Origin of the sequence: Chryseobacterium sp. c4a, from assembly GCF_009900745.1 — a bacterium.
Classification (GTDB): Bacteria; Bacteroidota; Bacteroidia; order Flavobacteriales; family Weeksellaceae; genus Chryseobacterium.
In genome coordinates this window covers 170,198-186,243 of the sequence record NZ_WXVU01000009.1, presented here as the reverse complement: position 1 = coordinate 186,243, position 16,046 = coordinate 170,198, and the positions used below count along the sequence as shown (strand labels likewise).

Annotated in this window: 11 protein-coding genes; 6 read left to right on the top strand and 5 right to left on the bottom strand. The window is 35.6% G+C overall.

Annotated features, from left to right (window positions below; all coding sequences use genetic code 11):
• Nucleotides 1–87 precede the first annotated feature (87 nt).
• The 3 genes from GTR01_RS13640 to GTR01_RS13630 form a co-directional block, all read right to left on the bottom strand.
• Nucleotides 88–720 carry a peroxiredoxin gene (locus GTR01_RS13640; protein WP_160138378.1) on the bottom strand — a complete coding sequence of 211 codons (633 nt, stop codon included), beginning with the start codon at nt 718–720 and terminating at the stop codon, nt 88–90.
• 146 nt (nt 721–866) lie between these two features.
• The gene (locus GTR01_RS13635) at nt 867–3,806 is read right to left on the bottom strand and encodes a M16 family metallopeptidase (protein ID WP_160138377.1); all 2,940 of its coding nucleotides are present in this window, start codon (nt 3,804–3,806) and stop codon (nt 867–869) included.
• A gap of 35 nt (nt 3,807–3,841) precedes the next feature.
• Nucleotides 3,842–5,035, bottom strand: a complete 1,194-nt coding sequence (locus GTR01_RS13630; RefSeq protein ID WP_160138376.1) for a pyridoxal phosphate-dependent aminotransferase — start codon at nt 5,033–5,035, stop codon at nt 3,842–3,844.
• Nucleotides 5,036–5,208: 173 nt separating this feature from the next.
• Here GTR01_RS13630 and GTR01_RS13625 point away from each other — a divergent pair, with 173 nt between their 5' ends.
• The 6 genes from GTR01_RS13625 to GTR01_RS13600 all read left to right on the top strand — a co-directional run bounded on the left by GTR01_RS13625 (nt 5,209) and on the right by GTR01_RS13600 (nt 13,226).
• Nucleotides 5,209–6,054: a GLPGLI family protein gene (locus GTR01_RS13625; RefSeq protein ID WP_160138375.1), complete on the top strand. Its 846-nt coding sequence runs from the start codon at nt 5,209–5,211 to the stop codon at nt 6,052–6,054.
• An 84-nt stretch (nt 6,055–6,138) separates the two neighbouring features.
• Nucleotides 6,139–6,774 (top strand): 16S rRNA (guanine(527)-N(7))-methyltransferase RsmG, encoded by a 636-nt coding sequence (gene rsmG / locus GTR01_RS13620; protein ID WP_160138374.1) that lies wholly within the window; start codon nt 6,139–6,141, stop codon nt 6,772–6,774.
• Nucleotides 6,775–6,836: 62 nt separating this feature from the next.
• Complete coding sequence (locus GTR01_RS13615) at nt 6,837–7,241, top strand: hypothetical protein (RefSeq protein ID WP_160138373.1); 405 nt, start codon at nt 6,837–6,839, stop codon at nt 7,239–7,241.
• Entirely contained in the window at nt 7,241–7,777 is a 537-nt protein-coding gene (locus GTR01_RS13610; protein ID WP_160138372.1) for a DUF922 domain-containing protein, read from the top strand. Before GTR01_RS13615 ends, GTR01_RS13610 begins: the two co-directional genes overlap by 1 nt.
• Nucleotides 7,774–10,461, top strand: a complete 2,688-nt coding sequence (locus GTR01_RS13605; RefSeq protein ID WP_160138371.1) for a PD-(D/E)XK nuclease family protein — start codon at nt 7,774–7,776, stop codon at nt 10,459–10,461. Before GTR01_RS13610 ends, GTR01_RS13605 begins: the two co-directional genes overlap by 4 nt.
• A 401-nt stretch (nt 10,462–10,862) precedes the next feature.
• Nucleotides 10,863–13,226 carry a patatin-like phospholipase family protein gene (locus GTR01_RS13600; RefSeq protein WP_160138370.1) on the top strand — a complete coding sequence of 788 codons (2,364 nt, stop codon included), beginning with the start codon at nt 10,863–10,865 and terminating at the stop codon, nt 13,224–13,226.
• Nucleotides 13,227–13,384: 158 nt separating this feature from the next.
• Here GTR01_RS13600 and GTR01_RS13595 read toward each other — a convergent pair whose 3' ends face one another.
• Nucleotides 13,385–14,521 carry a cytochrome c peroxidase gene (locus tag GTR01_RS13595; RefSeq protein WP_160138369.1) on the bottom strand — a complete coding sequence of 379 codons (1,137 nt, stop codon included), beginning with the start codon at nt 14,519–14,521 and terminating at the stop codon, nt 13,385–13,387.
• Between the two features lie 10 nt (nt 14,522–14,531).
• A complete protein-coding gene (locus GTR01_RS13590) occupies nt 14,532–16,046 on the bottom strand; it encodes a DUF6850 family outer membrane beta-barrel protein (RefSeq protein WP_160138368.1) in 1,515 nt (504 codons plus the stop codon).

The following is a 16,046-nucleotide window of genomic DNA, read 5'->3' as shown; positions in this document are numbered from 1 at the left end:
CTAAAAATTTACCAATCTAACAATTCAAAAAACTTTTAAAATTGTTATACTGTTAGATTGTTACATTGTTATATTAAAATTAAGATATTAATTTTTTGCTAAGTATTCTGCTGTAGAAGTTCTGTCAGCTTTCATAGCATCTTTACCTTCTTCCCAGTTTGCAGGACATACTTCACCATGTTTCTGAACGTGAGTGTAAGCGTCGATTAATCTTAAGAATTCTTTTACGTTTCTACCTAGAGGCATATCGTTTACCGCTTCGTGGAAAATTTTTCCAGTTTCGTCGATAAGGTAAGTCGCTCTGTAAGTTACGTTAGAACCTGTGAAGATTTCTTCTCCTTCTTCATTGTATTCGAAATCCTGATCAACAATCCCTAAAGTATTAGCTAATTGTCTGTGAGTATCAGCTAAAAGTGGGTAAGTTACTCCTTCAATACCTCCGTTATCTTTTGGTGTGTTTAACCATGCGAAGTGTACTTCATTAGTATCACAAGAAGCACCGATTACTTTAGTGTTTCTTTTTTCGAATTCACCTAAAGCCTCCTGGAAAGCATGAAGCTCAGTAGGACATACGAAAGTGAAATCTTTAGGGTACCAAAACAAAAGAACTTTTTGTTGGTTTTTTGTAGCTTCTTCAAGGATGTTGATTCTTAAATCATCACCCATTTCAGACATTGCGTCGATTGTTAAATTCGGGAATTTTTTTCCTACTAAAGACATAATTTTCTGTTTTTATATTTAAATTTCTAATGCAAATATAGAAAAGTTTTATCTATCGAACAAATGATTTTTGATAAATAAAATCTATAATTGTTTTTGATGTGTTATTAAATGAAAAAGCCCTGAAACCAGGGCTTTTGTTTATTTTAGTAACCAAATATTTCTGTTAGATTGAGTTTTTTTACCTCTCCTAATTTCTGCATATCGGCTTCATTTACTTTATCTTGTGCAGCCACAATACAATAGGTGTAGTTCTTGTTTTTCATTTCGTTATCATGGAAAGTATTGATGTCTGCAAAAGACAATTTTGGTGCCTGTTCATAGACATTCTTTCTGATATCGAAGTTGTTTCCAAGCTTTTGAGATTTCAAGTAGGAGAAAATGATCCCATCCTGAGAAATTCTTTCGGATGCGATTGTTTTTTTCAATCCGCTTTTAGCTGTTTCAAATAATTGTTCAGACTTTGGTAGGGTCGTTAAGAGTTCATTCATTGCAGAAGATGCTTCATTGAATTTATCTGCCTGAGTTCCTACGTAGGCCATAATGCTATTCTTATCTTCTTTCTTGCTTGGAAGAGCAAAATAAGAATAGGTAGAATAGGCCAGTGCTTTAGACTCTCTGATGGTCTGGAACACAATAGATCCCATTCCGCCTCCAAAGTAATTGTTGAATAAACTTACTGTAGGGGTAATGGTGGAATTGTACTGATCGGCATTTCTGGCCCAGAAGATTTCTGCCTGTACCATATCGTAATGAGCGAATAATACTTTGTTTTTATCTGTTGGGATCTGTACAAATGTTTTAGTCTTTGGAAGTTCTTTAAGTGCTGCAGGCAGTTTGTGGATAGGTTTTAAAGAGGCTACTGCTTCAGTTCCTGTTTTTGGCCCATAATAAAGTACCTTATGCTTAAAGTTAAAAAGATCATGAAGGATGTTGACTAGATCTTCAGCTTTTAATGCATCGAGTTCAGCATCACTCAAAACATTGTTGAATGGGTTTTGTACCCCATATTGAGCATAGCTTCTTAGTCCGGCCATGATCGTTGCTTTATTCTGCTTTGCATTAGCTCTAGCTTTTTTAAGTCTTGCTTTGTAAGCATCTAATGCTGCCTGATCTGCCTTACAGTTTTTAATAAGATTTTCAAATAAAGCGATGGTTTTATCAAAGTTCTCATTTAAGCCTTCCAGTGATACGTAAGTTTCTTCGTTTCCTGCACTTACTTTAAAGCTTGATGCCAGTTTATAAAACTCTCTGCTGATGGTTTCAGAAGACTTATCATTGGTTCCAAGATATTGTAAGTATTCTGCGGCTAACGGAAGCATCTTGTTATTCCATTTTCCGGAATCGAAGTGATAATACATTCTGAATAGAGCATTATCTGTATTTTTTACAGAGAGTACATCTACCTCGCCCAATTTATTTTTAGCAATGTCCTTGTCATAATTTAACCATACCGGGGCAATTGCTTTCTCAGGCATCTCATCAATTTTCTTAAGAAAAGCAGATTGATCTTCTCTATTCACTGAAACAGGAGTGATGGTTGGTTTGTCAACCTTTACAATACTTTTGTCTTCGCCTTTTTTCTTGTAAACTGCAACGTAGTTATTGTTCTGAAGGTATTTGGAAACAAAATCCATGATATCTTTCTTGGTAAGCCTGGAAATTTCTTCAATATATTCCAGATTTGCCTTGTGGTCAACATCAGACGTAAACTCGTCCATCAGGATGCTTGCTCTTGAAGAATATTTTTCATCTTTTTGAATGGTATTCTTCTTTTCGTTGTTTACGATAGACTGGATAAGATCATCAGAAAATTCTCCTTTTCTCAATTTATCAATTTCCTGAAGAAGAAGACTTTTTACATCATCTAATGATTGTCCTTCGGTAGGCTTTCCTTCTAAAAGTAATACCGAATAGTCTTTAAGAGCATAAGGATATGCATAAGCGCCCAATAGCTTTTGTTTTTTTACCAAATCAAGGTCAATAAGTCCTGCTTGTCCGTTGGTAAGCATGCTTCCTACGAAGTTTAAAAGTCTTGCGTCTTTCGTAGAGGCACCCGGGAATCTGAAGCCAAGCATTACGCTTTCAGGATTAGGGCCTACAACTTCTTTGATAACAGGAGTAGTAATGGCTTTTTCCTGTCCTATGATGTATTCAGGGATAGGTTTTGATTTCATGTAAGAGAAAGCCTTGTCGATCTTAGCAATCACTTCATCGGGATTGAAGTCTCCGGACATGATGATTCCCATATTGTTGGGAACATAATAATTGTTGTAATATTCTCTGATCGCATGAAGAGATGGATTCTTCAAGTGTTCAATGGTACCGATAGTTGTCTGTTTTCCGTAATTGTTATTAGGGAAAAGGTTGGCAAACATGGTATCATATACTTTATCTCCATCATCATCAAGCGTTCTGTTTTTTTCTTCGTATACTGCTTCAAGCTCTGTATGGAATAATCTGAGAATAGGCTCTCTGAATCTTTCGGATTGCAGAGCCAGAAACTTATCAACCACATTAGATGGTATGTCTTCTGTGTAAACGGTCTGTTCAAAAGATGTGAAAGCGTTTGTTCCATCAGCTCCCATACCAGCCATCATTTTGTCATATTCGTTAGCAATCGCGTATTTGGCTGCTTCTCCGGAGACTTTGTCAATTTCTTTGTAGATCTCCTTTCTCTTAGCTTCATCTTTAGTTTGATTGTATTTTTCATAAAGAGCATCAATCTGGTCTAAAAGAGGTTTTTCTTTAGCCCAATCTTTAGATCCGAACTGATTGGTTCCTTTGAAAAGCATGTGCTCAAGATAATGAGCAAGACCTGTGTGATCGGCCGGATCGGTTTTGCTCCCTGCTTTGGTTGCAATATAGGTCTGTATTCTAGGCTCCTTGTTGGTTGGGCTTAGAATAACTGTTAATCCGTTTTTTAAGATGTAGTATCTTGCGGCAGTAGGATCATTAGTGACGTATTTGTACTTGTATCCGTTGGAGGTAGCTTCCTTCCATTGATAATCCTGTCCGAAAGCATGACCTGCAAAACTTGCTGCAGCGATACTTGTCGCGATTGTTAGCTTTTTTAACAAATTCATTGTAGTGGTTGTGTTTTATTTTTGTTTTTGAATTCTTAATTGAATTGGTCTAACAAATCTTTGATTCGTTTCATCGCTTCTCTTAGCTCTTCTTCAGACGCTGCATAAGAGAATCTGATGCATTCCGGGCTTCCGAAAGAAAATCCTCCAACACATCCAACATGAGCATTTTCCAATAAGAACATCGCGAAATCATCAGAGTTTTTAATTTCTGTTCCGTTCAGAGTTTTTCCAATATAATGCGAAATATCCGGGAAGAAATAGAATGCTGCTTTTGGAAGCAATACTTTAAATCCTGGAATTTCTTGGATCAGTTCGTATACAAGATCTCTTCTCTTTTTAAAAGCATCAATCATGTATCTGTATTCCGATGGATCCGTTTTTAAAGCAACAATAGAAGCTCTTTGAGCAACCGTGTTAGCGCCGCTTGTCATTTGTCCCTGTACTTTTTCACAAGCTTTAGCCAGCCATTCAGGACATGCGGAATACCCGATTCTCCATCCTGTCATTGCGAAAGCTTTTGACATTCCGTTGATTACGGCAGTCTGTTCGTAAACTTCAGGGAACTGGGCAATAGAAGTAGTTTTTGTCTCATAATTGATGAATTCATAGATTTCATCTGAAATGATTGTTACATGAGGGTATTTAGCAACTACTTTAGCGATAGATTTCAATTCGTCATAAGTATAATATCCTCCTGATGGATTACATGGAGAGCTGAAAAGGATGGCTTTTGTTTTGTCTGTAATCGCTTCTTCAAGTTGTTCAGCTGTTACTTTGAAATCTGTAACATAAGACGTAGGAAGCATTACTGAGGCTCCACCCATCATTTTTACCATTTCGTCATAGCTTACCCAGTAAGGAGCAGGAAGTAAAACTTCATCACCATCATTGATAATAGCAGCTAAAACATTTAAAATAGCCTGTTTTGCTCCATTAGAAACACAGATCTGTGTTGGTTTGTATTCCAGGTTGTTGTCTCTTTTTAATTTATAAGCAATAGCTTCACGAAGTTCAAGGAATCCCGGAACAGGAGAGTAGTGGCTATAGTTTTCATTGATAGCATCAAATGCAGCCTGTTTGATATTATCCGGCACATCAAAATCCGGTTCACCAAGGGTTAAGCTGATTACATCAATTCCGTTCGCCTTCATTTCCCTTGCCTTGTTAGACATTACAAAAGTCTGTGAGTATCCTAGTCTTTTTACTCTATCTGAAAGTTTGTCCATGTATTTTTTGAATTTTAACAAATATATAATAAAAAGGCCTTGCAGGAGAAATAAAAGGGGGATAGGTTTAAAGATTTTTATCAGGTTTAAAAGTATTCACTATATTTGGAGTTAATGTTCTTTTTTGATATAATTTGTTTTGAAAAGTCCTATTTAATCAAAAGCTTAATACTATGAAAAAAATCTATATTCTTTTATTTTTGGCATTAGTCTGCACTGTGTCTGCTCAGAATTACCGTTTTGTGTATGAATACAAAATGAAATCAGATATTGAAAATGAAGATTCTCAGGTTACGGATTATATGAATCTGGATTCTGACGGAAAGAAATCTTATTTTTATAATGCTGTGAAATATGAAAGAGATTCTATTTATCAGGCAGACAAAGATCTTAAGAGGTTATTTAAGAGTAAAAATTATGATAGAAACTTAGGGTATATCATTGAAAAAGATTATTCAAAAAGAGAAGCTAATTTATATGATAAATATAAAACTGCAAATCTTGTTGTTACGGATCACGAAGCTCCAAAATGGTCTGTACAGAAAGAGTTTTTAAAGGTCAATGGGATAGATTGCCAGAAAGCGGTTGCCCAATACAAAGGAAGAGAGTGGGAAGCATGGTTTTCCAAAGAATATCCTATCAGTGATGGCCCTTACAAATTCAACGGCCTTCCGGGGCTTGTGATAAGGGTGAAAGATATGGATAATCATCATGTTTTTAATATGATTCAGGTGAAAAAAGTGAATTCTATATTTAGTTTTGTTCCTAAAAACAATAAAAAGATGTCTGATCAGGAATATAGGAAACTTCTGAAAAATGAGACATTCAGTCCTGAAGATATTGAAAGTATCAACATAGATGGGCAAACCGGAAAGATGGGGGTGCAATTGAAAGATGGATATGCTACACAATTGGATATGGCGCAAATTAAGAAAGCGGGTAAGGGAAATGAAGATGCAGAATTGGCAAGGTTGCTTAAGAAAAGTAACAATCCTATTGAAAAAGAAAATTCAAAATAAAATTGTGTTATTTTTTGATATACTCTTTCGGAAAATTTGAATAAAGCCAATAAAAACTTATTTTTGCAGATTATAATAATTCACATGTCTACATCGTTACTATTAAAATATTTTCCGGATCTTACCGAGACACAGCTAGAACAGTTTGCAAAACTGGAAACTCTGTACAATGAATGGAATGAAAAGATCAACGTGATTTCCAGAAAAGATATGGAATCGTTGTATGAAAAGCATATTCTGCACTCATTAGGGATTGCGAAAGTAATGGAATTTGCTCCCGGAACGAAAGTTCTGGATATCGGAACCGGAGGAGGTTTTCCCGGGATTCCTTTAGCGATTCTATTTCCTGAAACCCAATTTACCCTGATTGATTCTATTGGAAAGAAAATTAGTGTGGTAAATGCTGTAGCGGAAGGAGTGGGACTTACAAACGTTACAGCCATTCACGGAAGAGCGGAAAAGCTAAAAGAAAAATTTCACTTTGTGGTCAGCAGAGCGGTAACTCAAATGCCGGAATTCTTACGATGGCTGAAAGGGAAATTTGAAAAAGAACAGTTTAACCCTAAACATAATGGAATTTTGTATTTAAAAGGTGGAGATCTTGCAGAAGAGCTTGCTGGACTTAAATGTGAAATTTTCAATCTGAAACATTATTTTGATGAAGAGTTTTTTGATACTAAAAAAGTGGTTTATGTATCAAAAGGTAATTTTAATTCCTAATTTTTCTTGATGGAGGAATAATTTTTGCTAAACATCTATTAATAATAAGAAAATTAAAGATTATGAAAAAGTTTCTAAATATTGGATTTTCGGCATTATTGTTTGGCTTAGCATTGGTTTCCTGTAATGACGATGATTATCAAACCATTGAATCTATTGGTAAAGTAAAGATAGACAGTGTAATCATTACAAAAGATACTATGGATGTTTTGGCGATACAGCATATAAAAACATATTCCACCTATTCATCTCAATGTCAGGGATTTTATGGATATGATTATATTTATAACGGTGATTTTGAAAGATCAGTAACCGCTTATAAATACATTAGCAATGGCTCTTGTGCTCAAAATAGTTATTCAGCAGTTAATCAGATTAATTTCAATCCACAGAAAAAAGGAAAATACACTTTTACATTTTGGAACGGCGGAAATAACTGGATTACAAAAACGATTGTAGTGAAATAATGAAATTGACCTTTGCATTGTGTCTGCTTGTCACTAATATTGTGTTTGGACAAAAAATTATCTGGCAGGAAGGACTGAAATTGAATTGGGATCATTTTAAAAGTCCTGTCAATAGAAAAAATAACCCGGATGTTGCCGCGTATACCAATTGTGGTTGGGAATATTCTGTAGTAAAATCTACCAATCCGAAGTCACCTGTAAAGATCGAGATCAAGACAATTTTCAACGAAGATAAATCATGGAAAGATGTCAATAAAATCAATGATTATATTTTGCTCCATGAGCAGAAACATTTTGATATTGCAGAGATTTTTGTGAGAAAATTCAGGAAGTCTATTGCTGAAAACATCAGAAATTCCGGTGATTACAATAGGTTATTTAAATCTATTTATAATACAATATCCACCGAATATAAAACCTTCCAGGGCGCTTATGACAGAGATACCCGCCACGGAATGAATAAAGAAAAACAGGCAGAATATAATGCCATTATTTCCGGTGAATTAGAAAACCTTAAAAGTTATCAAACCCCTTGAAATTCCTCAATAAGATCATTCACGAACTGTTAGCCCAAAACCCGGATCTTTCTGCGTTTAATATTATTCTGCCCGGAAAACGTCCGATTGTATTCATCAGAGAAATTTTAGAGGAGAATAACTATTCAGGGTTTCTTCCTAATTTTTTTACCATTGAGGAGCTTATCAATACTATTGCTGATAAACAAGTGATCCAGGGAATTCCTCTTTGGCTTTTTTCATTTGATGTCTACAGAAGTCTGAATCTGATTCCAAGAGATGATTTTTCAGATTTTTTAAAATGGTTCCCAACGTTGCAGAAGGACTGGGATGATATTCTGAAGTTTTCAGACAGTGATCAGGCCGTTTTACAGTATATGTTCGATGAAGAAAGAATCAAGGAATGGGCACAAAACCTTGGTGAAGATGATGATGTTCCCAGAAAAAAGTTTCTTAATTTCTGGCAAAATATGAATGTCTTTCTTCCTGAGTTAAAAAGCAGACTGCAGAATAAGAATTGGGCGACTTCAGGAATGATTCACGAGGCCGCTAAAGCGAGTATCTCAGATTTTGCGAAGAATACCACGGAGCATTTCGTTTTTTGCGGATTTAACGCCTTTACGCCGGTTGAAGAAAAACTGGTGAGAAGTCTTTTGCAGTGGAATAAGGCTCAATGCTTTTTTCAGGCAGACCGTTATTACTTTAATGACGAAAGACAGGAAGCTGGAAAGTTTCTCAGAAATCATAAAACTTGGAAGGAATTTGATGATAACAGAACTTTTCAATGGATAGAGGATGATTTTAGCCAACCTAAAAAGATTAAAGTATATGAGGTTTCCGGAAATGTGACCCAAACAAAGGTGTTGCCGGAGATTTTTAAGGAGATTGAAAATAAAACTTATTCCAATACGGCAGTTGTTTTGCTGGATGAAAATCTTCTGCCTGCGAGCCTGGATGTGATGCATGGAGTAGATAATCTGAATATTACGATGGGGTTCCCTTTGAAGAACCTGTCTTTTTCCAATGCGGTAAAACGATTGTTTTATCTGCAAAAACAGCTTGAAAAGAATAAGACCTCGTACTATTACAGAGATGTATTTCCTATTCTTGAAGAACTTCCTAAGTCAGCTAAGGATGAATTGGTCATCAATGATTTTAAAACGAAGATAGAGGAACGAAACATCGTTTATATTTCAAAGAAGCTCTTGAATGAACTTTTAGGAGAATTATCTTATTTTGGACTTCTGCAAAAAGCAGTCAGTACCCATGCTTATCTGGATACTCTTATTTCATTTTGTCATCAGGTGAAATGGCTGGAAATAGATGATATTCAATACGAAAACGTTTCTCACTTCGAGAATGCCTTTAGGGTGATCAAAAACCAGCTGACTCCGTATAATATTGAGATCAAAATGGAAACATTGGAGATTTTGATCAATCAGCATATCAATTCTGAGAGTATAGATTTTCAAGGAGAGCCTTTGCGTGGATTACAGATTATGGGACTGCTGGAAACCCGTCTTTTGAATTTTGAAAACGTAATTCTGCTTTCAGTTAACGAAGGAAAACTTCCATTGGGAAATTCACAGAATACTTATATCCCTTTTGATATCAGAAGATTTTTTGATCTTCATACATTTTTGGAGAATGACAGTATTTATGCTTATCACTTTTACAGATTGATTCAGGATGCCAAAAATGTTCATTTGCTCTATAATGCATTGAGTTCTGGGGTGAATACAGGAGAAAAAAGCCGTTTCATTACTCAGATCGAAATGGAAAGTTCTCATGAGATAGAACACTTGATTATTGAGAATTCTTCGGAGCCTATTATCTCAAAACCCATAGAGATTTCCAAGACGGAAATTGTGAGGGAGCAACTTCAAAAATGGAAGAAAAAAGTATCGGCTTCTCATCTTACGAGCTACCTCTATAATCCTATTGATTTTTATTTATCTAAGATTTTGAACACTTCCGAATCGGATGAAATTGAAGAAGAGCTATCAGTGAAAAACTACGGGAACTTAGTTCACTATTCACTTCAAGAGATTTATGAAATATTGAAGGGTAAAGTTTTAAAAGAAAGCGATTTAGAGGAGTCAATTAAAGCGATAGAATATTATATTAATATTGCGATTGAGAAGCTTAAACATCAGCCGGAATTTTATGAAAAGGGGATGAACTATATCCACAAAGCCATCGCGAAAAAGGTCATTGAAAATATTCTGAATCATGATCTTGATCTGATCAGAGAGGGAAATAAATTAGAAATTATTGATATAGAAAGAAAGTTCGAGAATGTGGAATTCTATCTTGATGACAATGATAAAATTTCCTTCTTAGGATTTATTGACAGAATCGATAAGTTGAATGGAACTTTAAGGATCATTGACTATAAAACGGCAAAGATTAAAAACCTCCATGTAAAAATTGATGAAGATAATGTAGATGGGTATTTTCATAATAGTGAAAGGAAACAGGCGTTGCAGCTTTGTATCTATCATTATGTCGTGCAGCATCTGCCTGAATTCTGGGGATATCCTATTGAAACAGGAATCTGGAGCTTTGCTGAAGCTAAAAAAGGGATGGTTTCTCTGGTATTTGACAAAGGAGATATTGATGATGCGATGAGATCTGTGAAAAGCCTTATTCTTGAAATTCTGAACCCGGATATCAACTTTGTAGAAACGATAAAGTCTTATTAAGCATGTGCCTTGTCTGGCAATCATTCTTGTGGTACCTTCATGTTGATTTTTTCATGTAGATTACGAAGATTCTTAAGTCTTACTTGTAATCATTTTCATTCCTTTGGAATCTAGCCTTAGATTTTAGGATGAGAATATTTAGATCCTTCCAGAATGACAGACTTTATGGTAAAGAAACGTTATTTTAATCTGTATAATTTGTGAGATCTGCGTGAGATTAAATCAATAACAAAACAAATCTATTTCCGATATTTTATTGTCCTAAGCAAGAAACAGTATTTTTGTTGGGAAGCTGTATAACTGCATAATGACCGGAAAGAATCATCTGATTTTGTGTCTGTTTTTATGGTATAATTGTATATTTACTGTAAAATTTTATACACATAAAAACACGCTATGTCATGAAAAAGCTCTTGATTTTGGGAACTCTCATTTTTTCTCTCTTTCTTAAATCTCAGCAAATCAACGATTCTCTGAATACCAGATTACAAAATGTAACGAAGGATACAAAATTCGGTTTAGCATTGAGTGGAGGTGGTGCAAAAGGATTTGCTCATATCGGTATTCTGAAAATGATAGATTCTCTTGGTATTAAGGTGGATTATATCACAGGAACAAGTATGGGTGGTATTTTAGGAGGGTTGTATGCCATGGGATATAATGCTGACGAGCTGAAGAAAACGATCTATAAAGTAGATTGGAATAGAATTCTAAGTAATAAAATCCCTTACAGTAAAGTTAATATCAGTGAAAAGGATGAGTATGATAAATATATTCTGGAGTTTCCGGTAGTAAAAGGAATTCCTACACTTCCCAGCTCTTATATTGAGGGACAATATATGGGTGAGGTGTTGAATACCCTTACTTTTAACGCAAAGCATATCAATGATTTTAGTAAATTAAGAATACCCGTTGAGCTTACCTCTTCAGACATTGAAAACGGAGGCTTGGTGATGCAGAAAAAAGGATCGCTACCGCTAGCTATCCGTTCTACTTTAGCAATTCCTGCTGCTTTTGCCCCGGTTTATATCGATGGTAAATTATTAGTAGATGGTGGTTTGGATCGAAATTATCCGGCTAATGAAGTTCGGCAGATGGGAGCTGATTTTGTGATTGGAGGCTATACCGGATTCAGGCTTTTTACTAAAAAAGAGATCGAAAATCCCATGAAAATGATCTATCAGACCCACGCCATTCGATCTGTGGAAGATTTTAAGCATCAGAAAGCTCTATCCAACGTTCTTGTAGACTTTGTAGACCCTTTGGGGGATATTACAACAAAAGACTTCGCAAAGTTCAGAAAGATCATTAAAATAGGGGAAATAGAAGCCAGAAAACATCTCCCTGAGTTTGTTGCCTTGGCAGAAGCCCAGAGGAAGCTAGGAATTAAGTATGAGCATCAGATGATTGAAGAAGTAAAGCTGCCTACTACAAAATTCACTTTTAGTGAAGAAAATGGAACTCCACTTACAGATGATGTGGAAATTGCTGTTATTAAAAAGGAGATGGGACTCATAGAAGGTAGGTATTATGATGTGAAAACAGTGAATGAAGCAATAGATCGAGTATTTGGGATGCGTCAATACGAAAAGGTGTATTATACTTATACCAATGAAGGTGATGGACTTGCGATGAATATTTTCGTAAAAAAGGTAAAAAAAGGAGCCTTTAAACTGGCTTTACACTATGATACGGAGCAATCGGTAGGAATTATTGTGAACTATACGTATAGAAATATCCTGGCCAACAGATCGAGATTCCTGGCTACTATTGATATATCAGAACGTTTTAAAGCAAGGCTGGCTTACCAGCGTTTTTTGGGTAGCGGTGATCACTGGTGGATTGATCTTGAGGCTAAAATGGTTCATCTTAAAAGTAATGATTTGATATTTAGAACTCTAGGTTATAATGGGGATTATACGGAAAAGTTTCCTAATCATATGTATCGAAATATTACCGGAAAAGTAGCATTGAATTATAATATCACTCCTAATGCTGTTATTTCCGTTGGAACGGAGTTTAGCACTGAAAGAATGTACAGCTTACTGGATAAGGTAGATCAGGCAAAATCCGATAACTATAGCAAAAAACTTTATAATCATAGTAATTTTAATGCCTTTTTAAAATTTGAACAGAATAATCTGAATAAAAGATACTTTTCTACCAGAGGAAACCATCTTCAAATCAGTACAAGAATGTATTTTGGTGATGAATATAAACTGTATGATCTTCAGGTAGTACAACCTCAGTTATATCCGATTTTAAATCCTAATACCCAGGGATATTTTTTACCCAAGAACCTGGTATCATTTACGCTGAACGAAAACTTTGCTCATCCTATTACAAGAAGGCTGGCTGCAAAAATTAACCTTTTTCTTGGAACTAGTTTTGGTTCCTATAGAAACGATACAGTGCCTTATTTCTTTTTGAATCAGAAATATAATTTAGGTGGAAGTGAATACAATTATGATCTAATGAATCCTGAGTTTAATGGCCTTCGACAGAAAGAACTTCCCATGAACTCTGTAGCAAAGGCAGGAGTATCACTTCAGTATAGAATTATGAAAAGATTATACCTAACACCTTCATTCAGCTATGGAAAAGCGAGTGAGGAATTCTCTCCTTTCAATAACAGTTATGAGATGTTTGGATATGGATTAAATCTTGGATATGAATCTCTTATTGGCCCAATCAACCTTAATGTTTCCAGAAATAATCAACTTGATTTTTCAAGAATCTATTTCAGTATTGGGTTTAAATTTTAAAAAGTAAGGAAGATGGAGGCTGGAAGATCTTGAAGTTAAGGATATAGCTATACCTCGATTTTATCAGTATCAAGTTATAGGCTAATAATAGATTAAAATGATTTCCAAAGCTGATTGGAGAAACAGTAACTTCCAGCCTCCCTCTTCCAGCCCAATATTTACTGCCTTGGAATTTCGGGACGTGGCATTTTGTAATAGCTGCCTGACATACTTTTTAAAAAAGCTACAATAGCATCTATTTCCTGATTATTAAGATGTAATGGCTGCATCCTTTGATCGGTTACCGGAAAATTGGGATCCGCCTTCTTTTCTTCAGGACTTGGGTTAATCATCTGCATTCCGCTATTGTATAGATTAACAACACCATGCAGGTCATCCATTAAACCATTGTGCATCCAGGGAGCAGTATAGTTCAGATCCCTTAATGATGGCGTTTTGAACTTGCCAACATCATTTGGATTAAGGGTGATATGATAAAGTCCAAGATCTTCATATTCACGTTTATAATAAGTTAGCCCTATATTATGAAATGATTCATCCGTTAGATTTTTACCGTAATGGCAGTTCATACATCTTGCCTTGGTGCGGAATAAGTGCATCCCATAGATTTCCTGATCGCTCATTGCTTTATAATCTCCTTTGATAAATTTATCCAGCTTACTGGGTTGGCTTTGAAGAGTGCGCTGAAATGTAGCTATTGCACTGGCAATTTGATTAAAAGTGATTTTGTCGGTATGGTATACCTCTTTAAAAAGCTGTTTGTATTCTTTGTATTTTGAGAGTTTTCCTGCCAGTTTCTCCGGTTTCATATTCATCTCATTATGAGCAGAAATAGGGCCTACCAATTGCTCTTCAAGAGTTTTCGCTCGTCCGTCCCAAAAGTAGGAAGTTCTGTCAGCGATATTGTAAAGAGACTGGGTATTTCTTTTCCCCATTAAATGATCATGACCTAAAGCGATTTCCTGCCCGTCGCTCCAGCCCAATTCAGGATTGTGGCAGCTGCTGCAAGAAACTTGACTGGATGAAGAAAGTTTAGGATCAAAGAATAATTTTTTTCCTAGCATCACTTCAGGAAGTTCCTGGGTTTCATAATAATTGGAATCCCATTCTATGGCTTCAAATTCTTTCCAGTCTACATCCGTATCAATAGAAGGTTTTGGCCAATATTGTTTGGGCTTTTTATATTGAGCGACAACTTCTCCATAATCTGTTGCATACGTTCGTAAGGTATGCTGCATGCAAAATAGAGCAATGATGCCTATCAGCAGTATTAATTTAATATCTGAAAATTTCATATTTTTTTGCTTAAAAAATGGCTCCTAGGGTTGCTGTGAAAAGCATATTGTTATCGTTTTTGAAATGGGTGTACACCATTTTACCTCCTACATAAGCATTCTTGATAACCGGAACATTGAAATGAAAATGAATATCAATTTTTGCCTGCCAAAAATCTGAAGACTGAAATTGGTAGTTTTCCTGTAACATCTTCTGAATAGCAGGTTTCCCGGAACTATTAAATGCTGCGTCTTTTTTATAGACATCCATTATAGAAACTCCTGTGGAAACGGAAAGAGCAAGCTTGTCACTAAATGTTTTTAACCATTGGTAGTCTGCACCATAAGAAAGCTTACTTAAATGAATAAATGAAAGCGGATTGTTGTATTTTTCATTTTCCTGAATTAATCCAAAATAAGGAATAAGTGATGATTTTGCACTTTTATGTTCCACCTCTAAAAAGCCTTTAAAAACAATATCAGTGACCCGATGACTGTATCGTTCTGCAGAACCAATCTCTATGTAATTCCTTGAATTATCATTAAGAAAAAGGTTCTCTGTTCCCTTTCTGTTGGTATGATTTCCTATTGCTGAAATTCCCCAAGAGATTGTACCGGTTTCAAAAGACTTTCCCAATGAAAAATTAAATTGTTGTTCCTCTATCTTGGAAGCAGTAAGATCTGCATATTCCGTCAAAAGTTTATCAAGATTAAACTTTTTCATTCCTGCAGTAAGATACCATGATCTGTTTTCTGCTTCATAGATCTGTAAACCACCTCCGTAAGACCAACCTTCATAATAGGCTTGTCGAAGTTTTCCGGAAAGAAGAGCATTGTAGTTTCCTAATCCGTTCATATTATAGATCATTGGAAATCCCTGATTGCTTACAAAGCTCAAATAATGCTTTTGGGTATACTTTTCGGCTTCCAGGTAAGCACCAATTTTAAACTGATTAAACATCAGTTTATTAGCACCCAAAGCCAATGAGAATTGAGCAGAAGTGTTCTTAGGTCTTGGATCAATATCACGATAGCTTAGACTGGCTTTATAACTTCCTGTAACACCTACTGTGAATGTATTGAGCTGTTTTGAATATCCTCCTGAAAATGCATAGTTTTCAAACTTCATATCACCTCCAACGCTATCGGCTGCTACGTAAGGATAGATGATGTCATAATCAGCATTTTCGTTCCATACTACCTGCTTGTGTTTTCCCTGCGAATAAGAAGCATTACCCCAAACTACAGTTTTTGGATCCAATATTTGGTGAGTGCGGGTTTCTGCACCCCAAAGATCTTTTCCCTTTCCTTTTTGTTGTATTTCATTGGGAGTATCATTGTTTTGAGTGAATATATTAAAAACTGTAATGCGATACTTCCTTGAATCTAACATATTGGCAGGATTGGTATTGATCCTGTTTTTGAGTATCCTTTCATAGCTGTACTCTTCACGAATTTTCTTCATGATAGAGTCGTTGTCCTGAGCATATACTTCAGAACCCAGAAAAAGTATGGGCAGGATAAGTATGGATTGAAAATGTTTCAT